General features: G+C 72.0%; 21 protein-coding genes and 1 pseudogene. 9 read left to right on the top strand and 13 right to left on the bottom strand.

Annotated elements, in window-relative coordinates; translation table 11 throughout:
* Positions 1-38: 38 nt before the first annotated feature.
* Positions 39-164, bottom strand: coding sequence for a hypothetical protein (locus tag BN1555_RS40135; protein ID WP_255305890.1), 126 nt, complete (start codon positions 162-164; stop codon positions 39-41).
* Positions 165-374: 210 nt separating this feature from the next.
* Between BN1555_RS40135 and BN1555_RS05500 the strand changes: the two genes are divergently transcribed.
* A complete protein-coding gene (locus BN1555_RS05500) occupies positions 375-1175 on the top strand; it encodes an IclR family transcriptional regulator (protein ID WP_093798333.1) in 801 nt (266 codons plus the stop codon).
* Between the two features lie 60 nt (positions 1176-1235).
* On the opposite strand, the gene BN1555_RS05505 is transcribed toward BN1555_RS05500, so the two are convergent.
* Together BN1555_RS05505 and BN1555_RS05510 are read right to left on the bottom strand one after the other, a co-directional pair.
* Positions 1236-1904 carry an ABC transporter ATP-binding protein gene (locus BN1555_RS05505; RefSeq protein WP_093798334.1) on the bottom strand — a complete coding sequence of 223 codons (669 nt, stop codon included), beginning with the start codon at positions 1902-1904 and terminating at the stop codon, positions 1236-1238.
* Positions 1901-2983, bottom strand: coding sequence for an ABC transporter permease (locus tag BN1555_RS05510; RefSeq protein WP_093798335.1), 1083 nt, complete (start codon positions 2981-2983; stop codon positions 1901-1903). The genes BN1555_RS05505 and BN1555_RS05510 overlap by 4 nt, the downstream gene beginning before the upstream one ends.
* Before the next feature lie 110 nt (positions 2984-3093).
* On the opposite strand from BN1555_RS05510, the gene BN1555_RS05515 reads away from it, so the two are divergent.
* The gene (locus tag BN1555_RS05515) at positions 3094-4287 is read left to right on the top strand and encodes a sensor histidine kinase (RefSeq protein WP_093798336.1); all 1194 of its coding nucleotides are present in this window, start codon (positions 3094-3096) and stop codon (positions 4285-4287) included.
* Positions 4284-4946 carry a response regulator gene (locus BN1555_RS05520; RefSeq protein WP_093798337.1) on the top strand — a complete coding sequence of 221 codons (663 nt, stop codon included), beginning with the start codon at positions 4284-4286 and terminating at the stop codon, positions 4944-4946. The genes BN1555_RS05515 and BN1555_RS05520 overlap by 4 nt, the downstream gene beginning before the upstream one ends.
* Positions 4947-5166: 220 nt before the next feature.
* Here BN1555_RS05520 and BN1555_RS05525 read toward each other — a convergent pair whose 3' ends face one another.
* Both BN1555_RS05525 and BN1555_RS05530 read right to left on the bottom strand, forming a co-directional pair.
* On the bottom strand, positions 5167-5472 hold the full coding sequence (locus BN1555_RS05525; RefSeq protein WP_093798338.1) for a DUF5955 family protein: 306 nt from the start codon (positions 5470-5472) through the stop codon (positions 5167-5169).
* 135 nt (positions 5473-5607) lie between these two features.
* Positions 5608-6976 (bottom strand): annotated as a pseudogene (locus BN1555_RS05530) (serine/threonine-protein kinase).
* A gap of 94 nt (positions 6977-7070) precedes the next feature.
* Between BN1555_RS05530 and BN1555_RS05535 the strand changes: the two are divergent.
* Positions 7071-7682 carry a nucleotidyltransferase family protein gene (locus tag BN1555_RS05535; protein ID WP_093798339.1) on the top strand — a complete coding sequence of 204 codons (612 nt, stop codon included), beginning with the start codon at positions 7071-7073 and terminating at the stop codon, positions 7680-7682.
* Positions 7683-7898: 216 nt separating this feature from the next.
* Positions 7899-9518 carry a malate synthase A gene (gene aceB, locus BN1555_RS05540; protein ID WP_093798340.1) on the top strand — a complete coding sequence of 540 codons (1620 nt, stop codon included), beginning with the start codon at positions 7899-7901 and terminating at the stop codon, positions 9516-9518.
* A 71-nt stretch (positions 9519-9589) separates the two neighbouring features.
* On the opposite strand, the gene BN1555_RS05545 is transcribed toward aceB, so the two are convergent.
* Positions 9590-10573: a fibronectin type III domain-containing protein gene (locus BN1555_RS05545; protein WP_093798341.1), complete on the bottom strand. Its 984-nt coding sequence runs from the start codon at positions 10571-10573 to the stop codon at positions 9590-9592.
* Positions 10574-10709: 136 nt separating this feature from the next.
* Between BN1555_RS05545 and BN1555_RS05550 the strand changes: the two genes are divergently transcribed.
* On the top strand, positions 10710-11417 hold the full coding sequence (locus BN1555_RS05550; protein WP_093798342.1) for a hypothetical protein: 708 nt from the start codon (positions 10710-10712) through the stop codon (positions 11415-11417).
* A 50-nt stretch (positions 11418-11467) separates the two neighbouring features.
* Here BN1555_RS05550 and BN1555_RS05555 read toward each other — a convergent pair whose 3' ends face one another.
* Complete coding sequence (locus BN1555_RS05555; RefSeq protein ID WP_093798343.1) at positions 11468-12154, bottom strand: alpha/beta fold hydrolase; 687 nt, start codon at positions 12152-12154, stop codon at positions 11468-11470.
* Positions 12155-12638: 484 nt separating this feature from the next.
* Between BN1555_RS05555 and BN1555_RS05560 the strand changes: the two genes are divergently transcribed.
* The 3 genes from BN1555_RS05560 to adfB all read left to right on the top strand — a co-directional run bounded on the left by BN1555_RS05560 (position 12639) and on the right by adfB (position 15015).
* On the top strand, positions 12639-13031 hold the full coding sequence (locus tag BN1555_RS05560; protein WP_255306360.1) for a lasso peptide biosynthesis protein: 393 nt from the start codon (positions 12639-12641) through the stop codon (positions 13029-13031).
* Between the two features lie 191 nt (positions 13032-13222).
* The gene (locus BN1555_RS05565) at positions 13223-14575 is read left to right on the top strand and encodes an asparagine synthetase B family protein (protein ID WP_141662810.1); all 1353 of its coding nucleotides are present in this window, start codon (positions 13223-13225) and stop codon (positions 14573-14575) included.
* Positions 14572-15015 (top strand): actinodefensin-associated protein B, encoded by a 444-nt coding sequence (gene adfB / locus BN1555_RS05570; protein ID WP_141662811.1) that lies wholly within the window; start codon positions 14572-14574, stop codon positions 15013-15015. Before BN1555_RS05565 ends, adfB begins: the two co-directional genes overlap by 4 nt.
* Before the next feature lie 133 nt (positions 15016-15148).
* Here adfB and BN1555_RS05575 read toward each other — a convergent pair whose 3' ends face one another.
* The 6 genes from BN1555_RS05575 to uraD all read right to left on the bottom strand — a co-directional run bounded on the left by BN1555_RS05575 (position 15149) and on the right by uraD (position 21634).
* Complete coding sequence (locus tag BN1555_RS05575) at positions 15149-16588, bottom strand: nucleobase:cation symporter-2 family protein (protein ID WP_255305891.1); 1440 nt, start codon at positions 16586-16588, stop codon at positions 15149-15151.
* Between the two features lie 295 nt (positions 16589-16883).
* Positions 16884-18272, bottom strand: a complete 1389-nt coding sequence (locus BN1555_RS05580; RefSeq protein WP_093798347.1) for an 8-oxoguanine deaminase — start codon at positions 18270-18272, stop codon at positions 16884-16886.
* A gap of 42 nt (positions 18273-18314) precedes the next feature.
* Positions 18315-19718: a nucleobase:cation symporter-2 family protein gene (locus BN1555_RS05585; RefSeq protein ID WP_093798348.1), complete on the bottom strand. Its 1404-nt coding sequence runs from the start codon at positions 19716-19718 to the stop codon at positions 18315-18317.
* A 68-nt stretch (positions 19719-19786) separates the two neighbouring features.
* Positions 19787-20710, bottom strand: coding sequence for a factor-independent urate hydroxylase (pucL, locus tag BN1555_RS05590; protein ID WP_093798349.1), 924 nt, complete (start codon positions 20708-20710; stop codon positions 19787-19789).
* A gap of 7 nt (positions 20711-20717) precedes the next feature.
* Complete coding sequence (uraH, locus tag BN1555_RS05595) at positions 20718-21122, bottom strand: hydroxyisourate hydrolase (protein ID WP_093798350.1); 405 nt, start codon at positions 21120-21122, stop codon at positions 20718-20720.
* Positions 21122-21634 carry a 2-oxo-4-hydroxy-4-carboxy-5-ureidoimidazoline decarboxylase gene (gene uraD, locus BN1555_RS05600; RefSeq protein ID WP_093798351.1) on the bottom strand — a complete coding sequence of 171 codons (513 nt, stop codon included), beginning with the start codon at positions 21632-21634 and terminating at the stop codon, positions 21122-21124. Before uraD ends, uraH begins: the two co-directional genes overlap by 1 nt.
* Between the last annotated feature and the right edge of the window lie 45 nt (positions 21635-21679).

Here is a 21679-nt window from a genome sequence, read left to right on the forward strand (position 1 = left end):
CTCCCCAGCCCCTGAGACCCCCGTGACCTGCACGGAGATCACTCGGTGCACCACCCCGCCCGCGACCCGGCCCGCGCGCCCGCCTCGGCGGCGACCCGGAGGGGCGCGGCCGTCGACTCGATGACGCCGGGGATCGCGGCGACTCCGCACACGAGACCCCCCACGCTTAGATGTTTCCACAAAGTGGAAGTGGAATTTCGTGTGGCAGAACGTGGTTATCTACGGGCAGAACGTCAAGAGATCCTTCGAAGTGACGGCGGACACAGGGACAAACACCCTCTGACCGGCGAGGACGTCTTGACGAGGACCGTGTGCTCCGGGCAAGCGGCGGGTAGGCTGCTGCCTTGCCCATCCGCCTCGAAAGGACCGTTGACGTGCCGTCGTCCAACGCCACCACCGACGCTTCCAAGCCCGCTGCGCCCACCGGTGGTGTCCAGTCCCTTGAGCGCGCCTTCGACCTGCTGGAGCGGATGGCCGACGCGGGCGGCGAGGTCGGGCTCAGCGAGCTCTCCGCCAGCAGCGGCCTCCCGCTGCCGACCATCCACCGCCTGATGCGCACGCTCGTCGCCTGCGGTTACGTACGCCAGCAGACGAACCGCCGCTACTCGCTGGGCCCGCGCCTGATCCGTCTCGGCGAGAGCGCGTCCCGGCTGCTCGGCACCTGGGCCCGCCCGTACCTCGCGCGTCTGGTCGAGGAGACCGGCGAGACCGCGAACATGGCGCTGCTCGACGGCGACGAGATCGTGTACGTCGCCCAGGTGCCCTCGAAGCACTCGATGCGGATGTTCACCGAGGTCGGCCGCCGGGTCCTCCCGCACTCCACGGGCGTCGGCAAGGCGCTCCTCGCGCACACCCCGCCGGAGGAGGTGCGCGCGCTGCTCGCCCGTACGGGCATGCCGACCGCCACCGAGAAGACGATCACCACCCCGGACGGCTTCCTGGAGGCCCTGGAGCAGGTCCGCAGGGCCGGTTACGCCGTGGACGACGGCGAGCAGGAGATCGGGGTCCGCTGCCTGGCGGTACCGGTTCCCAACTCCCCCACCGCCGCGGCCATCTCCATCTCGGGCCCGGCGGGCCGGGTGACGGAGGCGGCGACCGAGAAGATCGTCCCGGTCCTCCAGGAAGTCGCCGAGGACCTGTCGGCCGCGCTCGCCAGCAACGGCGCCCAGGGCTGACCCCGCACGAGGCCGCCGGCCGGACCGCAGGCCCGGTCTCCGGCCGGGCCGAGAGGCGGGTCAGGCCGAGAGGCGGCCGTCCGTCATCGTCACCACGGCGTCCATCCGCTCCAGGTGCGCGCGGTCGTGCGTGACCAGCACCGTCGCCGTACCGCGCTCGCGCGTCAGTGCGGCCAGCAGGTCGAGTACGGCCGCGCCCCGCTCGTGGTCGAGGGCGCTGGTCGGCTCGTCGACCAGGAGGACCGCCGGTTCGTTCATCAGGGCGCGGGCGATGTTCACCCGCTGGCGCTGACCGCCGGAGAGCTGGTGCGGGCGGCGGTCAGCGCGGTCCGTGAGGCCCACCGCGTCCAACAGCTCCCGGGCCCGGTCGCGGGCCCTGCGCGGCGGGCGCCCCGACAGGTGGGCCATCACCTGGAGCTGTTCGGCCGAGGTGAGGGACGGCAGCAGGTTCGGCTGCTGGAAGACGATGCCGATGCGCGTGCGCCGCAGCTCCGCCTTCTCGGCCCGGCTCAGGGAACCCGTGTCCGTACCGTCGACGATCACCCTTCCGCGGTCCGGGGAGACCAGCGTCGCGGCGACCGCCAGCAGACTGGACTTTCCGGAGCCCGACGGGCCGACGACGGCCGTGAGCGAGCCCGCGGCGACGTCGAGGCCGACGTCGTCGAGCGCGGTCAGGCGGGATTCGCCGTCGGGGTAGGTGAGGGTCACTTCCGCGAGGGAGAGGGTCATCGGGTGCTCCCGAGGGCGACGAGGGGATCGACGGCGGTGATGCGCCGGACGGAGAGGGCGGCGCCGACCACGCCGAGAGCCGCTATGACGGCGGCGGGTACGAGCAGCGTCGCCGGTTCGAGCACGAACGGGACCTCGCCCCCGGCGACGGCGCCGCCGATCAGGGTGGCGAGCGCGGTGCCCAGGGCCGTACCGGCGCAGAGCAGCAGGACGGCCTGGCCGAGCGCGTCGCGCAGCAGGTAGGGCGTGGAGGCGCCGAGCGCCTTGAGGACCGCGATGTCGCCGCTGCGCTGGATCGTCCAGACCGTGAAGAACGCGCCGACGACGAGCGCCGAGATGACGAAGAGGAAGCCGCGCATCAGCTGGAGCGAGCCGTTCTCCGCCCGGTAGGAGGCGAGGGCGTTCAGCGAGCCGTCGAGGGTGCGGGTCTCGGTGCCCGCGGCCCTGTCGCCCGCCGCGAGGTCCGCGCCCTCGCCGGTGGTCAGGGCGACGACCGTGGCCTGCCGCCGGGTGGTGGCGCCGCTGTGGCCGAGCCGCTGCCAGTCGTCGAGCGAGATCCACATCACGGGCGTGTGGCTGTACGAGGCCTCGCCCCCGACCGCGGCGACGGTCACCTCCACGCCGGCGATCCGCACCGTGTCGCCGGGTCCGGCGGCCAGGTCCTCGGCCGCCGGGGCGGACAGCACGGCCCGGCCGGCCCCCGTGCCCCTCACCGGGGCGAGCCCCGAGTCCGGCTCGACGCCGAACGCCGACACGGCGGCCGTCCTGTCGCCCGCGCTCGCGTTGGCCGTACGGATGCCCAGGGGCCGCGCACCGGTGATGCCGGGCCGGCGGGCCCACTCCTGCCAGACCGCTTCCGTCACCGAGGAGTTGGTGAACGACACCTCCTGCCCCTCGGGCGGCCGGCCGAAGGCCAGCCGGTCGGCCGGCAGCGAGGTGATGGCCGAGGTGTTGTCCCTGGCCAGCCCGGCGGTGAGGCCGGACAGCAGCCCCACGAGCAGCGTGATCAGCACCACGACCGTGCCCATGAGCGCGAACCGGCCCTTGGCGAACCGGAGGTCTCTCCATGCAACGAACATGGTTCCAGCCTGGTCGTGGGGGCGGGCGAAAGCATCGCGCCACGGATCGCCACGACATCAATCTTTTGATCGACGAGGCGGCGGCGCCCGGGCCCTACGCTGGAAAAGCCATGGATTCCCGTTCCTCCTCCTCCCCGCCTCCCGCTCCCGTGCTGCGCGCGCTGCGCCTGTGCCTGCACGCGCTGCTCGCGGGGCTCCTCGCGCTCGCCGCCGTGAAGGCCGTCGCCGCCGATGCCCCGCACGCGACCGCGGTGGTCGTCGCGGCCGTCACGACGGCCGTCGTCTACGCCCTCGGGGCCCTGAGCCCCGCCGTCGGCCGCTCGCCCCGGGCCGCCGCCGCATGGCTCGGCACGCTGGGCGTCGCCTGGCTGATACTGCTGGCCCTGTCCCCCGACGGCCTGTGGACGGCGTTCCCCCTCTACTTCCTCCAGCTGCACCTGCTGCCGACGCGCTGGGGCCTGGCCGGCGTCGCCGCGACGGCCGCCGCCGCCATCGCCGGTTTCGTCCTGCACGGACAGGCGGTGACGCCGGGCACCTTCGTTGGGCCCCTGCTCGGCGCCGCCGTGGCCGTGGCGACGGTCCTCGGCCACCAGGCGCTGTACCGGGAGAGCGAGCGGCGCCGTGAACTCATCGAGGAGCTGACAGCGGCCCGCGAGGAGCTCGCCGCCGTCGAGCGGACGGCCGGGACGCTGGCCGAGCGCGAGCGGCTGGCCCGCGAGATCCACGACACGCTCGCCCAAGGCCTGTCCAGCATCCAGCTGCTGCTGCGCGCCGCCGAGCGCACGCTGCTCGCCGGCGATCCGGCCGCCGTCCATGTCCGGCGGGCGCGGGAGGCGGCACAGGACAATCTCGCCGAGGCGCGCCGTTTCGTACGGGCACTGGCCCCGCCCGGCCTGGAGCACGGTTCGCTGACCGCAGCCCTGGAGCGGCTGTGCGCGGCGACTGCGGGGCCCGCTGTGCGGTTCGGCGTGAGCGGTACGCCGGTGGAGCTGCCCACCCCGTACGAGGTGGCGCTGCTGCGCGTCGCCCAGTCCGCGCTCGCCAACACGGTCCGGCACGCGGACGCGGCCCGCGCCGGGGTCACGCTCAGTTTCATGGACACCTCGGTGGCGCTGGACATCGTGGACGACGGCTCCGGCTTCGACCCCGTGGCACCCCGCGCGCAGACGGGCGGCGGTTTCGGCCTGCCCGCGATGCGCTCGCGGGCCCGCTCGCTCGGCGGCACGCTGAGCGTCGAGTCGGCGCCGGGACAGGGCACGGCCGTCGCGATCACCCTCCCCCTCCCCGCCGGAGACACCGCATGACCGCTTCCGACGTCCCCGGCGCCCCCGGTGCCCCCGTGCGGCTGCTGCTCGCCGACGACCATCCCGTCGTACGGGCGGGCCTGCGCGCCGTACTCGACACCGAGGAGGACTTCGTGGTCGTCGCGGAGGCGGCGACCGCGGAGCGGGCGGTGGAGCTCGCCGCGGTGGAGGAGACCGACGTCGTACTGATGGACCTCCAGTTCGGGCCGGGCAGGATGCACGGCTGCGAGGCCACCGCCGCGATCACGGCGCGGCCCGGCGCGCCCCGGGTCCTCGTCCTGACGACGTACGACACGGACGCCGACATCCTGGCGGCGGTGGAGGCGGGCGCGAGCGGTTACCTGCTCAAGGACGCCCGGCCCCAGGAGCTGTCGGGCGCGGTCCGTACGGCGGCGGCCGGGCAGTCGGCGCTGGCGCCGGCCGTGGCGCACCGGCTGATGGACCGGATGCGGGCCCCCGCGCAGGCGCTGACGCGGCGCGAACTGGAGGTGCTCCAGCTGGTCGGGGACGGCCTGTCCAACTTGCAGATCAGCAAGGAGCTCTTCCTGAGCCAGGCAACCGTCAAGTCCCATCTGGTGCACGTCTACGCGAAGTTGGGCGTGGACTCGCGGACGTCCGCGGTGGCGGCGGCGACGGCCCGCCGGCTGATCCGGCGGTGACCGCGCTGCGGTCGCCGCACGGCTTCCACTCCGCTCCACGGCTTCCACTCCGCTCCACGGCTGGCACCCGCCGGGTCGGCGCACCCCCGCCCCGGCCCGCCCCGGCCCGGTGTGCGCCCGCACGGCGCCGCCGGCGTCGCGGAGGAGGCGCCGGCGTGAAGCGGTGGAGGGGCGGACCGGGAGTCCGGTCCGCCCCTCCACCTCCGCGCCTTCGCAGCCGTCAGTCGCGCCCGAAGAGCTCGACCGCGTCGCGCATCTGCGCCATCGCCCCGGCCAGCGCGCCGACCGAGCCGATCGACGCCGCGACCAGCAGCAGCGAACGCCGCAGCCGCATGGCCTCGGGTGCGCCGTCGAGCGCCATGGCGTGCAGCGACGCCAGTTCGTCTTCCGCGACACCCCGGTCGGGCAGTTCGGCGGGGTGGGCGGCGAGTTCGCGGCGGAGCCGCGAGACTGCGGCACGCAGCTCCGTCACCCGCGGATCCGTACCGTTGCCGGCCGCACGCCGGTGTTCCACACTTCTCAGCACAGTTCTCCCCCTCGCACAGTGATGTGCAGGTCTTGCCAGCGGTTCAGCCCGTACGCCGCTGGTCGGACGGCGTACACAAGAGCCGGGGGTCAGTTAACGACAATCGGAGGGCTGTCCGCCACTTGGCGGCCGGCCTCAGCTTTCCGGCGAGGAGACGGCGGCGTTGCGCCAGACGGTCAGGTCCAGGGTCATGTAGTCACTGGGCGATTCCTCGGCCGAGAACCCCTGGACCGTGACGAGGCCCATGTGCCCCGTGCCCGTGGTGACACAGACCTGCCGCCCTTCGAGAGCTTGTCCACGTAGATCGTCTCGGTGTACCGGGTGTCCGCGCGGCAGGCGGCGAGCGATCCCGCCTGTCCGGGATCGAGCAGCACCAGGGTTCCGCCCTCGCTCTCCGCGTCGAGGTACCCGCCCGTGTCGTAGGAGAGTTCGTACGACCCGTCCTCGCCCTTCTGCGGCCGGACGTCCTCCTCCCCGAGCGTCAGGTGGTAACCGGCGGTGAGGTTGATGCCCTTGTAGTCGGCCGGCTCGGGGTCCGGCTCGGGCTCGGGGTCGGGGGCGGCGGGGGCTGGACCGGGGCGGGGGCGGCCGCGCGTACCGTGATGTCGGCGGCGACCGGGCTCGGCAGCCAGTCCTCGGGGCGGCGCAGCACCGTCTCCGCGTTGGCGGACTGGCAGACCCCGATGACCTCGGTGATCGACGGCCTGGCCTCGGGGTCCTTGGCCAGGCAGCGGGTGACCAGTTCCCGCAGCCGTTCCGGGACGCCGGTGAGGTCGGGCTCCTCGTGGACGATCCGGTAGAGCACCCCGTGCGAGGTGCCCTCGCCGAAGGCGGGTGTCCCCGTCGCCGCGTACGCCGCGACCTGACCGAGCGCGAAGATGTCGGTGGCCGGGGTCACCCGGCGGCCGGCGGCCTGCTCCGGGGCCATGAACGACGGGGTGCCGATGGTGACACCGGAACCCGTGAGCGAGGTCGCGTCGGCGGCGTACGCGATGCCGAAGTCGATGACGCGGGGGCCGTCGGCGGCGAGCAGCACGTCGGACGGCTCGAGGTCGCGGTGCACGATGCCCGCGCCGTGGATGACGTGCAGGGCCTCCGCCATGCCGGCGATCAGCGGCAGCACCGCCTCGACGGGCAGCGCCCCGTGCGCGACGACGGTGTCGGCGGGCGAGGGGCCCGGCACGCAGGCGGTGGCCAGCCAGGGCTGCGCGCCGTCGGTGTCGGCGTCGATGACGGGCGCGGTGAACAGGCCCCGCACGCGCTGCGCGGACTACACCTCCTGGGCGAACCGGCGGCGGAACTCGGGGTCCTCGCCGAATTCGGAACGGATCACCTTGATGGCGACGGGCCGGCCGCCGGGCGTGTGCGAGAGGTACACCTTGCCCATGCCGCCCGCGCCGGGCTTGGCGGCCAGCCGGTAGCCGGCGATGGTCTTCGGGTCGTCCCCCGCGAGAGGCTGGAACACCTGCGAGGCGCTGCCCCGGTCCGGCTGCTGACCACTCATCAACTCGCGTCTCCCCCGCTGAACACCGATACGGAACGGCACCCTGTCCAAGGAGGAGCCGTCGGCACCCGTTCCGATGAGGTATGCAGAACCCATGGCACGTACACGAGATGACGGAGTCCCGGAGATCGCGGGGCTGCTGCTGGCGGCGGGCGGTGGACGGCGGCTCGGCGGACGGCCGAAAGCGCTGCTGGAGCACCGGGGGCGGCCACTGGTCGAGCACGCGGTACGGGTGCTCCGTGAGGGCGGCTGCGGTCCGGTGCACGTGGTGCTGGGCGCGGCGGCCGGGGAGGTGCGGGCCCGCGCCGACCTGAGCGGGTGCGTGCTGGTCGACAACCCCCGGTGGGACGAGGGGATGGGCTCGTCGCTGCGGGCCGGTCTGGCGTCCCTGGCCGGTACGGGGACTTCGGCCGCGCTCGTCTCGCTGGTCGACCAGCCGGGGATCGGCGCGGCGGCGGTGGGCCGGGTGGTGGCGGCGTACCGCTCCCCTTCGAGCCTCGTGGCGGCGGCGTACGACGGCAGGCGCGGGCATCCGGTGCTCTTCGGCGCCGAGCGCTGGGCGGACATCCGGACGACTGCGGTGGGCGACCGGGGGGCACGCGCCTATCTGAAGCAGCACGAGGACGCGGTCACGCTCGTCGAGTGCGGGGACGTGGCCGCGGCGTACGACATCGACACCGCGGAGGACCTGATCCACTTGGAGTGACCGGTGTGGCACTCAGCGACAGTTTCTGTCGACTCGGAGAATCTCGACGTCAACAGACCGTTGAACTTCCACCATGAGGAAACTACTATCCACACGTCAGAAGCGCCCTGTACCACCGACGGCGCCCGCGACCGTATCTCGGAGCCATGGCACGCTGTGCCGTTCGCAGGCGACCCGGCGGCCGTCAGGCGTCGCCCGCCTAAGGAGTGACAGCTCATGTCCGCACCAGCGCCGTCCCCGCTGGCCATCGTCGATGCCGAGCCCCTGCCCCGGCAGGACGAGGTCCTGACCGACGCGGCCCTCGCCTTCGTGGCCGAGCTGCACCGGCTGTTCACGCCGCGCCGTGACGAGCTTCTCGCCCGCCGCGCCGAGCGCCGTGCCGAGATCGCCCGTACCTCCACGCTGGACTTCCTCCCGGACACCGCACAGGTCCGCGAGGGCGACTGGAAGGTCGCGCCGGCCCCGGCCGCGCTCAACGACCGCCGCGTGGAGATCACCGGTCCGACCGACCGCAAGATGACCATCAACGCCCTGAACTCGGGCGCGAAGGTCTGGCTCGCCGACTTCGAGGACGCGTCCGCCCCCACGTGGGAGAACGTCGTCCTCGGCCAGCGCAACCTGATCGACGCGTACGCGCGCCGGATCGACTTCACCGACCCCAAGTCCGGCAAGTCGTACGCCCTGAAGGCGAACGAGGAGCTGGCGACCGTGGTGATGCGGCCCCGCGGCTGGCACCTCGACGAGCGCCACCTCCGGTTCGACGGCCGTCCGGTGCCGGGCGCCCTCGTCGACTTCGGCCTGTACTTCTTCCACAACGCCAAGAAGCTCATCGAGCTCGGCAAGGGCCCGTACTTCTACCTGCCGAAGACCGAGTCGCACCTCGAGGCGCGCCTGTGGAACGAGATCTTCGTCTTCGCGCAGGACTATGTCGGCATCCCGCAGGGCACCGTCCGCGCGACCGTCCTGATCGAGACGATCACGGCGGCGTACGAGATGGAGGAGATCCTCTACGAGCTGCGCGACCACGCGGCCGGGCTCAACGCGGGCCGCTGGGACTACCTCTTCTCCATCGTCAAGAACTTCCGTGACGGCGGGGCGAAGTTCGTCCTCCCGGACCGCAACGCCGTGACGATGACGGCCCCGTTCATGCGGGCGTACACCGAGCTGCTCGTCCGCACGTGCCACAAGCGCGGCGCGCACGCCATCGGCGGCATGGCGGCCTTCATCCCGTCCCGCAAGGACGCCGAAGTCAACAAGGTCGCCTTCGAGAAGGTCAAGGCCGACAAGGACCGCGAGGCCGCCGACGGTTTCGACGGCTCGTGGGTCGCGCACCCGGACCTGGTGCCGATCGCCATGGCGTCCTTCGACGCGGTCCTGGGCGACAGGCCCAACCAGAAGGAGCGGCTGCGCGAGGACGTGTCGGTGGCCCCCGGCGACCTGATCGCCATCGACTCGCTGGACGCGGTCCCGACGTACGACGGCCTGCGCAACGCCGTCCAGGTCGGCATCCGCTACATCGAGGCGTGGCTGCGCGGTCTGGGCGCCGTCGCCATCTTCAACCTGATGGAGGACGCGGCGACGGCCGAGATCTCCCGCTCCCAGATCTGGCAGTGGATCAACGCGGGTGTCGTCTTCGAGAACGGCCGGAAGGCCACCCCGGAGCTGGCCCGCGAGATCGCCGCCGAGGAGCTCGCCGCGATCCGCGCCGAACTCGGCGAGGAGGCGTTCGCGGCCGGCAAGTGGCAGCAGGCGCACGACCTGCTGCTGACGGTCTCGCTCGACGAGGACTACGCGGACTTCCTCACGCTGCCCGCGTACGAGCAGCTGCGCGGCTGACCCCTCCGCGCCCTCCGCCCCCGGTACCGCACAGCACCGGGGGCGGAGCGTGCCGCCCCCGGCGGCGCCGGTCAGCGCGTCACCACCGTCCGCTGCGCCGAGAAGTCGCCCCACTTGCCGTCCGGGAGCTTCGCGCGGAGCTTGATGCCGTACCGGGTGCCGGGCGGCTCGCCGACCGTGAAGCGGTACGTCGCCGTGCCCGCCGGCGGGGCCGCGCCCCAGACGATCGTCGTGGCGAGCCTGCCGTTGAGGAACAGCTGGTGCTCGCGCACCTCGCCGTCGCCGCCCGTGCGCGGCGGTGTCCAGCTGAGGTCGATGCCGCGTACGCCCGCCTTCGTACGGGTGGCCGTCGCCTTCAGGGCGGTGGGCGCGGTGGACGGGCCGTCCCCGCGTCCCGAAGCGGTCGTCAGGTCGAGGGCGTCGCTGTCCCCGGAGGAGTTCTCGGCGGCGTCCCGCGCCCGGACGGTGAAGGTGTAGACGGTTCCGGGCCGCAGGCCGGTGACCCGGGCCGTGGTGGCGCTCCCCCGCACGCTGTGGATGCGGGAGTCCTCCTGGTAGACGTCGTACGACGTGACGGCCGTGTCGTCGGCGGCCCGCTCCCAGGACAGGCGCACCGCGCCGGTCCCCTCGGCCCGTCCGCGCAGCTTCGCGGGCGCGGACGGCGCTTTCCGGTCGTCCGGCGTGGAGGCCGGGGTCGTGACGGGGACGGCCCCGCTGGGGGCGGACAGGTTGCCGGCGGCGTCGCGGGCGCGGACGGTGAAGGTGTAGGCGGTCGAGGGGGTCAGGCGGTCGACGTCGGTCATGCGGCGCGCCCCCGGCACGGTCTTGACCTTGGCCCCCTTCGCGTAGACCTCGTAACCGGTGACGGCCTCGTCGTCCGTCGACCGCTCCCACATCACGTGGACCGATGTCGCGCTGCCCGCGCGGGCCGTCACGCCGTCCGGTCTGGAGGGGCTCTCGGTGTCCCGGTCCGGTTCGGTCGCGGTACAGGCGGTCACCGACAGCAGGAGCAGGGCAGAACAGGCCAACACGGCGCATACGGTGGGGCGTTGCACGGTCGGACCCTTCGTTCGAGGGCAATGGTCCAGACCTGTATGCCATGGAGGACGCCGCCCGGCAAGAGTGCGCGCGCGGTCCGCCATTAGGCTGACGCCCCAGAACGGACCGGATCACGGAACAGGGGGCCGCCGCATGGCGATCACGTACAGAATGTCCGACCCCCGCAGCCAGACTGCGCGCGGCCGCGACACCTCGCCCGGCGCCAAGTCCGGCATCCCGGTCATGGTCGTCGCCGAGGACGGTACGTCGCAGGGGCCGCGCCCCGTGGCGTACCTGCTGCGCAACACCTCCGGCGGGCCGAACGCGTACCTCCCCGGCGCCCGGGAGATCCTCCTGTTCGGCGACGACCGGGGCAGCGAGATCCTCGCCTCGGTGACGACGGAACGCGGTACGGGCTTCGGGTTCGGCGGGCCGCGCTTCGCCTACCGGGTGCTGGACCCGGACGGCGCGCCGATCGGCCGCATCTGCCTGCGGCGCGGACGGCTCTTCCGGATCGGGCGGTCGCACTGGACCGTGGAGCAGGAGGGCGCGCCCCCGGTGCGCGGCTCGGCCGGCCGCCTGATGTGGTGGGCGCTGTGGTGGACGGTGCTCCTGCCCCTCAACCTCGTACTGGTCGTCGCCGCCTTCACCGGCATGGCGCAGGACCCGGTCGCGACCCCGCGCCGCATCGTCTGGCGTGACGGCGCGGGCCGGGCGGTGATGTCCTACCGGGGCCTGGCGGGCGACTACCGCGTCCTGCAGGACCACTGGGACCCCAGGCTCGTGGCCTCCCTGGTGGCGATCCATCAGACGTACGTCTCGATCGCCATCAGCGACAGCACGGACTGGTACCACCGGTAGGAGGAACCGAAGAATCGTTTCGCCCGGCGGCCGGCGCAGACGTCCGGGGGTCAGCTGGTCAGGAACTCGGTGACTTCCTGGGCGAACGCGCGGGGCTGCTCCTCGTGGACGCTGCGACCGGCCGGGATCGCGATCGTCCGGCAGTCGGGGATGAGCGCGGCCATGTCCGGCATCCGGTCCCGGGACACGGGGCTGTCGGGACCGCCCGTGATGATCAGGGTGGGCGCGACGATCTCGCCGAGGCCGTCGAGCCAGTCCGGGTCGGGGTCGGCAAGCTGACGCGTGATGGCCGGCACGACGGGCCAGTCGTAGTCCAGGGGCTCGTCGGGGCGCACGTCCCGCACCACCGCACCGCCGGGGAACGGCGGCGGAGCGTCCTCCAGGACGAGCCGCTCCACGCGGTCCGCCTGCTCCTGGGCCAGCAGGCGGGCGACGACACCGCCCATGCCGTGGCCGACCAGACCGACCCGGTCCAGCTCCAGCTCGTCGAGGAAACCCAGTACGTCGTCCCGCATCAGCTCGACCGCGTACTCGTCGGGCCAGTCGCTCTCGCCGTGCCCGCGCAGGTCGATCGCGTAGACCCGCCATTCCTCGCCGAGCACCTGCCCGGCCTCTTCCCAGCTCGCCGCCGAAGCGCCCAGCCCGTGCAGCAGCACGACCGGCGCTCCGTACGAATCGCCCCAGGTCCGATAGGCCAGGCGTACGTCGCCGACATCCACTACAGAGTGCTCACCCATGCCCCCGACGCTACAGGCCGGGACGGGGCGCGCCGACCACGCCCGCCCCCTACAGGTGGGCGGGCCCGCCCACAAGAGCGTGAGCGGCGCACTGGTCACCGGAGGCAGAGCTTCCACACGCCTGATGACGGTCCGTGCGGGCGAAGATACTTTTAGTGACGAGCGGACAGCGTGCGCGACCCCGGCCGCGTACGGGGAAAGGGGGAACCGTGACCACGACGTCATTTGCCGCACGCCTCGCCGGCGACGGCCTGCGGCAGTACGTGTCCGCCGCCCCCACCACGGTCGCCGGGGCCCGCACGGGGGCCGGCGGCGGCCGGTGCGGCTGGAGATTCGTCCGCGAGCAGGCGAGCGGGCGAGCAGGGCCGGGTCCACCCCCCACCCCTTCGCCCGCCCGTCCCTCGTTCGTCCCCTTGCTCGTCCCTTGCTCCACCGCTTGTCCCACCACTCGTCACTGTGCTCGGGGAGGGCCTTCTTGTTGCTGGTGAAAGCGGCGCGCGGCGCGCGCCGGTTCGTGGAATCCGTCAAGGGTGAGGACGGTTCGTACCGCCTCGACCACTGGCCGCGCGTGCACGGGACCCGCCGTCGGGGCCGCGGCCCCGGGCACCGGGACGCCTGTGCCGTCGTGACGCGGCTGCGGTTCGCACAGCGTCTGACGATGGGGTTCCTGGGCCCGGTGGACGACGCGCTCTACCTGGTGGCGGGGTTGCGGCGAATGGGCATTCCCGCCTCCTTCCACCTGGGTCGCGAGATGGTGCCGGTCACGCCGCCCGCGGGTTTCCACGCGTGGGTGCAGTGCGGGGAAGCGGTGGTGAGCACCTCGCTGCCGGTACGGGAGACCTGTGTCGAGCTCCACCGGTCGGGGCGGGACTGGTGACGGGGTCGAAGCCCGGAACGACGACGGAAACGGAACCGGGTCCGGCCGGCGTACCGGGGTGCGCGGAGGCGACCCGCGACGGGGTCCGCTGCACCGAGCCGAGTTCCTGGACGGAGCCCGGCGGCGTACGGGTCGAACGGCCGTCACCGGACGTCTTCCGGCTGAGCCGGAACAGTCCCGGAAGCCGGTCGGTGTACTACAGAATCGGTTACGGACGCGTCGAGTGGGGCGACGACCTGAGCGCGTTCCTCGCGGGCGGACCCCGCCGGCTGCCCGATCCGGGGCAGTTGCTCGCACTGGTCCACGGCACGGTGCCCTCCCCCGACGCCACTCTGCTGCCGGGTGTGCGGCGCCTGGCCGTGGGAACCGCCGTCCGGGTGAACGCGGCCGGGGTGACCGTCACGCGGCACCGGCCGGAGCTGCCCGAGCCGCGCACGGGGCTGGCCGAGGCGGTGGGCCACGCTCTGGACGGCCTGAAGGGTGACTACGCCATCGCGTACAGCGGAGGGCTCGCCTCGGCGTTCATCGCCGTCAGCGCGCTGGCGGCGGGACACCGGCCCGTACTGCTGCACGCGGACTTCGGAGGCGCCTGGGGAGAGAGGTCCCCGGTCGTGCCACCGCCGATTCCCGGCCTGGAGATCAGGTACGTCCGGGTCGATCCCGCCAAGTTGTTCACCCATGAACCGGTCAGCGGACGCGAACCCGTTCCCCCGCTGCCCGACAGGGAGGTGCCGCTGCGGCTGACGGCCCGGCTGAGCGACAGCTGCGGACTGCCGGTGGTGAGCGGCGGGCTGCTGAAGGACCTGGTGTCGGCCCGGCCGGCCGAGGCCGGCGCGGGGTACCGCGGGTGGCGGCTGCTGGGCTGCGAACCCTTCCACACCACCGGCACCCTGAGCGGTCTTGCCGAGGCCCGCGAACTCCTCAGCCGCACCGCGGCGTTCTCACCGGGGCCGGGCGGCCGGGAGGCCCCGGACGAACAGCCGGTGGGGAAGCCTGCGCCGCCCGGGCCGGCCGGTGCGGCGCCGCTGCCCGGACTCACCCGGGCGGGAGAGGAGGCGCTCTCCTCCTCCCGGCACGGAATGCTGACGCTGTGGAAGGACCACCTCGACTTCCTCGACCCGGTCTCGGGCCGGGTGGTCGCGGGTCTTGAGGAACACGGCACGGGCGGGGCCCTGCTGCCCGCCCTGGACCCGCGGGTGATCGCGGCGGTGGCCGCGCTGCCCCCCGCGGAGCTCGGACGGATCCACCGCGGGGCGTTCCGCAACCACCTGCCGCTCGACCGTGCCGTCGACGGCCGGCGGGTGTACGGCGCCTGCCGCGCGCCGTCCGGCCACTGGCTGCGGCTGGCCGCGGCCGGCCACCTGTACCGGGAGCGCAGGCGTATCCACGGCTGGCTGGAGCAGGAGGGCGTACTGGCCGATCTGGGCGTGCTGGACGTGGACCGGGTCCTGGCTGTCCTGCGCGACGGGCGCGAACTGGCGGATCACGCGCTTCCGTTGCTGCGCCTGGTGTGGGTGTGCAAGTGGCTGCGGGAGAACCGGTGAGCGCTCCCGGCGCCGTACCGGGCCCCTCGCCCGCACCTGCGCCCGTACCGGTACCGGTCGTGCTGCGACTGGCGCCGGACGTGACCCTCACCCGGCTGCCGTACGGCGGGTCCGTGCTGTTCAATGTGGTGACGCTGGCACTGGCCGAGTGCGGGGAACCGCAGTCATTCGCCGTCGACCGGCTGCTGGCCACCGGTCTTTCCGCGGCGGACCACGGATCACCGCCCGCGTACCTGGCCGCCCAGCTGGTCGGCAGCGGGTGGCTGACCGTGTCTCCAGTGGTTCCAGGGTCCCCAGCGCCCCCTGTGCCCTCTGTTACCTCTGTGATCCCCACGGTTCCCGTGCCCCCGCCGCAGAGCGAGAAGGAGGGACCCTGTTCGGTGCACGGCCCGAAGCCGTCCCTGCCGCTCCGGCCGGCCCGGCGCTGGTGGCGGGCGTGACGAAGACCCCCACCCCCGCGGAGCGTACGAACTGACCGTCCGGGCCGGGGCCGGTCAGGGCGACGGCGTGCGGCGCGCACGGCACCGGGAAGTGCCGTGCGCGCCGCACGCCGTCGCCATCAGTGGCCGGTGGTCAGTGGGCGGCCGCCGGGATCTGGTCCGGGATCTCCGGCTGGGTGACGTTCTCGTCCTCGCCGCCCTTCTTGCCGAAGTGGTTGAAGGCCAGGTTGAGGACGATGGCCACCACGCACCCGGTGCTGATGCCCGAGTCGAGCACCACCAGCAGGTCCTCGGGGAAAGCGTGGTAGAACGTCGGCGCCGCGATCGGGATCAGGCCGATGCCGAGGGCGGCGGCGACGATCAGGGCGTTCTCGCCCTTCTCCAGCGCGGCCGTGGCGAGGGTCTGGACGCCGCTGGCCGCGACCGTACCGAAGAGGACGATGCCCGCGCCGCCGAGTACCGGCAGCGGTACGAGCGCGATCACGGAGGCCAGGACCGGGCACAGGCCGAGCAGGATCAGGATGCCGCCGCCGGCGGCGACGACGAAGCGGCTGCGGACCTTCGTCATGGCGACCAGGCCGATGTTCTGTGCGAAGGCGCTGCACATGAAGCCGTTGAACAGCGGGCTGATCGCGCTGCCCAGGGTGTCGGCGCGCAGGCCGCCCTCGACGGTCTTCTCGTCGGCCGGGCGGCCGACGATCTTGCCGAGGGCGAGCATGTCGGCGGTCGACTCGGTCATGCACACCAGCATCACGATGCACATGGAGATGATCGCGGCGATCTCGAACTGCGGGGCGCCGAAGTAGAACGGGGTCGGGAAGCCGACGAGGCCGGCGCTCCTGATGGCGCCGAAGTCGGTGATGCCGACCGGGATGGCGATGAGGGTGCCGATGACGAGGCCGAGCAGGATCGCGATCTGCTGGAGGAAACCGCGCAGGAGCTTGCGCAGGGCCAGGACGATCACGAAGGTCAGGGCGGCCATGCCGATGTTGGTCATCGAGCCGTAGTCGTCGGCCCGGGAGTTGCCGCCCTGCGACCAGTTGAAGGCCACGGGCAGCAGTGAGACACCGATCAGGGTGATGACGGTGCCGGTGACCACGGGCGGGAAGAAGCGCAGCAGTTTGCAGAAGTACGGGGCGAGTACGAAGCCGAGGATGCCGGCCACGATGATCGCGCCGAAGATGACGGCGATGCCGTCGTGGCCCCGGTCCTTGCCGATGGCGACCATGGGGGTCACACCGGCGAAGGACACGCCGTTGACGAAGGGGAGCTTCGCGCCGATCTTCCAGAACCCGAGGGTCTGGAGGAGGGTGGCTATGCCCGCGGTGAAGAGGCTGGCCCCCATGAGGAAGGCCGTCTCCTTGACGTCGAGGCCCACCGCGGGGCCGACGATCATGGGCGGGGCCACCACACCGGCGTACATCGCGGCCACGTGCTGGAGGCCGCTGGTGAACATCTTGACGGGCGGGAGCTTCTCGTCGACCGGATGGGTCAGGTCGGGGCCGGACGGGGATCCGGACTGGGGATCGGATGCGGCGACTGCGTCTTTGCGAAACCTGGGCTTGGCGGCCACGGCGGTTCCTCCGGTCGGTTACACGTCGGCGGGGACGTGGGTGTCTTGGAGGTGGTGCGGAGCGGAGCGTTGAAGCAGGTGGTGCAGACGTGCATGACGCATGGGGGGTTGGGGGTGGAGCTGTGGGATCTTGGAGGTGGTGCGGGAGGAGACGGTCGCGGTGGCGGTTCGTCACCGCCCCCGGAGGCGCGGGCGCTTGGGCGCGCGCCCCCGGGCACAGCTGCCGTGGACCCCGCTCGGGTCCGCGGCCGCCGGCTGAGGGCCGTCCCCCTCAGCCGGACTTCCGGGGGGACTCTCAGCCCTGCGCGACGATCCGCGCGAGCCGCTGGGACTCGGCCCGCGCGGTGCGGGCGACGGCGTCCTCGTCCACCGTGATCAGGTGGTTGTCCTCGACGACGGGCTTGCCGTCGACGAGCGACAGGGTGACCGGGGCCGCGGCACCGAAGACGATCGCGGTGACCGGGTCGGGGATGGTGGAGTGGCCGAGTCCGTCGATCTTCCACATCACCAGGTCGGCGAGCTTGCCGGCCTCCAGCGAACCGATCTGGTCGCCGCGGCCGAGCACCTGGGCTCCGCCGTACGTGCCCAGACGCAGCGCCTGGCGGGCGTTCAGCGCCGCCTCGCGGTGCGCGCCGAGGCGGTTGATCAGCAGGGCGTTGCGCAGCTCGGTGTGCAGCTCGCCCGACTCGTTGGACGCCGTGCCGTCGACGCCGAGACCGACCGGGACGCCGGCCTTCAGCATGTCGGGGACGCGGGCGATGCCGGCCGCGAGGCGGGCGTTGGAGGACGGGCAGTGGGCCACACCCGTGCCCGTACGGGCGAAGGCGGCGATGTCGGAGTCGTTCATGTGGACGCAGTGGGCCATCCACACGTCGCTGCCGAGCCAGCCGGTCGACTCGAAGTACTCGGTCGGTCCCATGCCGAACAGTTCCTTGCAGAACTGCTCCTCCTCGACCGTCTCGCTGCCGTGCGTGTGCAGCCGTACGCCCAGGCGGCGGGCCAGTTCGGCGCCCTGCCCCATCAGTTCGGTGGAGACCGAGAACGGCGAGCACGGGGCGACCGCCACCTGCGTCATCGCGTCGAAGGAAGCGTCGTGGTGCTTCTTGACGGTCTCCTCGGTCGCGGCCAGCGCGCCCTCGAGAGTCTCGACGGCGAAGTCCGGCGGCAGGCCGCCGTCCTTCTCACTGCGGTCCATGGACCCGCGGGCGAGGGTGAGGCGTACGCCCATCTCGGAGGCGGCCCCGATGATGGCGCCGGACAGGTCGCCCGAGCCCTTGGGGTAGACGTAGTGGTGGTCCATCGCGGTGGTGACGCCGCCGCGGGCCATCATCGCCAGCGAGCCCTGCGCACCGGCCCTCGCCATGGGCTCGTCGATGCGCGCCCAGGTCGGGTACAGCGCGACGAGCCAGTTGAAGAGGTTGTGGTCGGTGGCCAGGCCACGGGTCAGCCACTGGTAGAAGTGGTGGTGCGTGTTGACCAGGCCGGGGGTGACCAGGTGACCGGTGCCGTCGATGCGGCGTACGACGTTCTCCAGGCCCTCCGGGGCCTTGCCCGCGCCGACCGACTCGATGCGGTTGCCGGCGACGACGACGTGGCCCGAGGCGTACTCGGTGTCGTGTGCGTCTACGGTGGCGATGGCACAGTTCTCGATGATGGTGCGCGCGGCTGCCGGTGATGCTGCCATGGTGCGTCCTTCTTCGCTCGGTGTTGTGGGCACGGCAGGACCCTAGGAGGATTTGAGTGCCGCAGCCGCGTGGCTCCGGGTGCCGAGATGGTGAAAGAAGAGGTTGAGCAGGACCGCGACCAGGGCGCCGGCGCTGATTCCGGAGCCGAGCACGGTCTGTGCCCAGGCGGGGAAGTCCACGTAGAAGGTGGGCGCGGCGAGCGGGATGATGCCCGCGCCGAGCGAGACCGCCACGAGGATGATGTTGGAGCTGTCGTCGAGTCCGGCCTCGGAGAGGGTGCGGATGCCGCTGACCGCGATCGAGCCGAAGAGGACGATGCCCGCGCCGCCGAGTACCGGCATCGGGACGGTGGAGACGACCGCGCCGAGCACCGGGAAGGCACCGAGGACCAGGAGCGCTCCGCCGGCGACGGCGACGACGTACCGGCTGCGCACCCTGGTGAGGGTGACGACTCCGACGTTCTGGGCGAAGGCGCTGGTGGGGAAGCCTCCGAAGACCGGGCCGACGAGCGTGGCGATGCCGTCGGTGCGCAGACCGCGGGTGATGGTCCCGCCGTTGGTCCTGCGTTCGCAGATCTCGCCGAGGGCGAGCATGCCGGCCGACGACTCGGTCATCAGCACCAGCATCACGATGCACAGCGAGAGGATCGCGGCGGGCTGGAACTCGGGGGCGCCGAAGGCGAAGGGCGTGGGCAGTGCCGCGACCGGCGCGGACTTCAGCGCGCTGAAGTCGGCCATACCGAACGGGATCGCGGCGAGCGTGCCCACCAGCATGCCCAGGAGGAGCGCGACCTGCTTGACGAAGCCCTTGCCGAAGCGCTGGATCAGCAGGATGACCATGAGCGTGAAGGCGGCGAGCGCGAGGTACTTCATGGCGCCGAAGTCGGCGGCGGTCTTGTCGCCGCCCTGCGCCCAGGTGACGGGCACGGGCATCAGCGTGACGCCGATGAGGGTGATGACGACGCCGGTGACCAGGGGCGGGAAGAAGCGGAGCAGCCGGCCGAAGAAGGGGCCGACGGTGAGGCAGAAGACTCCGGCGACCATCACGGCGCCGTAGATCGCGGGGAGCTGGCGCCCGGGGGCGGTGGTCTCCGCGATGGCGAGCATCGGGGCGATGCCGGCCGAGGACGCGGCGTTCACGAAGGGCAGCCGGTTTCCGGCGAAACCGGCGATGCCGATGGTCTGCAGGATGGTGGCGAGGCCGGCGATGAGCAGGCTCGCGGCGATCAGCCGGGTCATTCCCGCGGCGTCCAGGCCGACGGCCTGGCCGATGATGAGCGGAGGGGTGACCACGCCCGCGTACATGGCGGCGATGTGCTGGAGAGCGGCGGGGACGAGCCGCGAAGTGGAGAGCTTTTCATCCACCGGGTGGACCGTCGGTCCTGCCAGTGGGGCGGAACACGGGCCTTCTGCTGCTTCTGCCGGCTCCGTTGCAGGCTGTGCCATGGGATGTTCCCTCCGGTCCGGGGCGCCCCCGCCCGACTACGGGCGGGCGGGGGCGTACCGGTCCCGCGTCAGAGGTTGGTCATGTCGACCGGGATCTTCGGCTCGACGCCGTCCCGCAGGATGGTGGCCTCGATGAGGCCGTAGGGACGGTCGGCGGCGAAGTAGACCTCGTTGTCGTTCTTCAGCCCGAAGGGCTCGAGGTCGACCAGGAAGTGGTGGTTGTTCGGCAGCGAGAAGCGGATCTCGTCGACCTCGCTGCGGCTGTTGATGACCCGCGAACCCATCTGGTACAGGGTCTGCTGGAGCGAGAGGGAGTACGTCTCGGCGAAGGCCTGGAGGATGTGCTTCTTGGCCTGCTCGTACGACTTCTCCCAGTTGGGCATCCGCTCTTCGTCGCTGGTCCAGTTGTAGCGCCAGGCGGCGGAGACGTCGGTGCACAGGATGCGGTCGTACGCCTCCTTGAGCGTCGTGTACTTGTCCTTGACGTAGCCCCAGAACTCCGAGTTGGTGGAGTTCATGACCGTGAGGTCCTTGAGGCCGGAGATGATCTCCCACTTCTCACCGTCGAAGGTGATCTGCGTGGTGCGCAGCTCCTGGCCCTTGCGGACGAAGGAGTGGTTGACCTCGTCCGACCCGATGAACTTCGAGTTGTTGTCCGAGGTCGCGATGCGGTCCCAGGAGTACTCCTCGATCCGGATCCGGGCGACCTTGATCGGCTCCTGCGACGTCACGAAGTGCCGGGCGAGGTGGATGCCGAACTGTTCGGCGGACTCTATGCCGTACTCCTTGGCGAACGCGTACACCGTGTTCTTGGTGGTGTCCGTGGGCAGGACGTTCGCGTTGGACCCGGAGTAGTGGACGTCTTCCATGTCGCCGGAGAGGGCGACGGAGACGTTCAGGTCCTTGATGTGGTGGGTGTCGCCGTCCCGCGTGATCCTGACGACGCGGTTCTCTGCTTTGCCGTACTGGTTCTGGCCGAGAATCGTGGGCATGTCGGTGCTAGCTCCCTCGGTATACGGAGTAGCCGAACGGGTTGAGCAGCAGCGGTACGTGGAAATGTTCGCCCGGTACGACGGCGAACGTGATCGCCACCTCCGGGAAGAACGCGCCGCTGTCCCTTACGCGGGGGGCGTCCTGCTGTGCCTCGGCTTGCTTCTTCGTGCTGGACTTGTTCGAGAAGTACGCCTCGGTCTCGAAGTCGAGACGTACGTGGGTCGTGCCTTCCGGCAGGGCCGGCAGGTCCTTGCAGCGCCCGTCCGCGTCGGTCGCGGACCCGCCGAGCGCCACCCACTCGGCGTCACTGCCGCTGCGGGCGGTGAGCGAGACGGCGACGCCCTCGGCGGGGCGTCCGATGCTGGTGTCCAGGATGTGCGTGGACACCGAAGCAGTGGTCGCGGTGCTCATCAGTCCTTGTCCTCTTCTACGAGACGGGTCAGCCGGATCCGGTTGATCTTCCCGAGTTCGGTGCGCACGATCTCGCGCTCCGCCTCGGCGGTGTTGCCGATCCGGTCCCGCATCGCGTCACGCATCTGCTCACCGGTCGCACCGGTGGCGCAGATCAGAAAGACATGTCCGAACTTCTCCTGGTAGGCCAGGTTCAGTTCGAGCATCTCGGCCTTGAGTTCCTCGGACGCTCCGGCCATCCCCCGCTGCTCGCGGGAGGAGGTCGGGTCTCCGGGCTTGGGCCGGCCGATCGGCGGGTGGCCCGCCATCGCTTCGGCCAGATCTTCGGTGGTCAGTTCGGCCGTGGCGGCGTCACTGGCGAGGAAGAGGGCTTCCGCGGTGGCGTACGGGCGCTGGGCGAGCAGTTTGCTTCCCCACGCCGAGCTGGCGCACACCTCGTGGAGCGTGGCCAGGGCCTCGCTGTCCGCCGAGGTGTTGAACCGGGCGAGGCCCGGCGTCGAACCTGAAGTCACGGGAGCCTCCGTGGCCTTGTGCTGGACGGGCTGGGCATAGCTAAC

The sequence above is a fragment of the Streptomyces sp. Wb2n-11 genome (genome assembly GCF_001049855.1).
GTDB classification, from domain to species: domain Bacteria; phylum Actinomycetota; class Actinomycetes; order Streptomycetales; family Streptomycetaceae; genus Streptomyces; species Streptomyces altiplanensis.

Excerpts from the sequence above, each read along its gene's own strand:
- BN1555_RS05505 (WP_093798334.1), bottom strand. The coding sequence starts at position 1,904 with ATGACCCTCTCCCTCGCGGAAGTGACCCTCACCTACCCCGACGGCGAA.
- BN1555_RS05510 (WP_093798335.1), bottom strand. The coding sequence starts at position 2,983 with ATGTTCGTTGCATGGAGAGACCTCCGGTTCGCCAAGGGCCGGTTCGCG.
- BN1555_RS05515 (WP_093798336.1), top strand. The coding sequence starts at position 3,094 with ATGGATTCCCGTTCCTCCTCCTCCCCGCCTCCCGCTCCCGTGCTGCGC.
- BN1555_RS05520 (WP_093798337.1), top strand. The coding sequence starts at position 4,284 with ATGACCGCTTCCGACGTCCCCGGCGCCCCCGGTGCCCCCGTGCGGCTG.
- BN1555_RS05535 (WP_093798339.1), top strand. The coding sequence starts at position 7,071 with ATGGCACGTACACGAGATGACGGAGTCCCGGAGATCGCGGGGCTGCTG.
- aceB (WP_093798340.1), top strand. The coding sequence starts at position 7,899 with ATGTCCGCACCAGCGCCGTCCCCGCTGGCCATCGTCGATGCCGAGCCC.
- BN1555_RS05550 (WP_093798342.1), top strand. The coding sequence starts at position 10,710 with ATGGCGATCACGTACAGAATGTCCGACCCCCGCAGCCAGACTGCGCGC.
- BN1555_RS05555 (WP_093798343.1), bottom strand. The coding sequence starts at position 12,154 with ATGGGTGAGCACTCTGTAGTGGATGTCGGCGACGTACGCCTGGCCTAT.
- BN1555_RS05580 (WP_093798347.1), bottom strand. The coding sequence starts at position 18,272 with ATGGCAGCATCACCGGCAGCCGCGCGCACCATCATCGAGAACTGTGCC.
- BN1555_RS05585 (WP_093798348.1), bottom strand. The coding sequence starts at position 19,718 with ATGGCACAGCCTGCAACGGAGCCGGCAGAAGCAGCAGAAGGCCCGTGT.
- pucL (WP_093798349.1), bottom strand. The coding sequence starts at position 20,710 with ATGCCCACGATTCTCGGCCAGAACCAGTACGGCAAAGCAGAGAACCGC.
- uraH (WP_093798350.1), bottom strand. The coding sequence starts at position 21,122 with ATGAGCACCGCGACCACTGCTTCGGTGTCCACGCACATCCTGGACACC.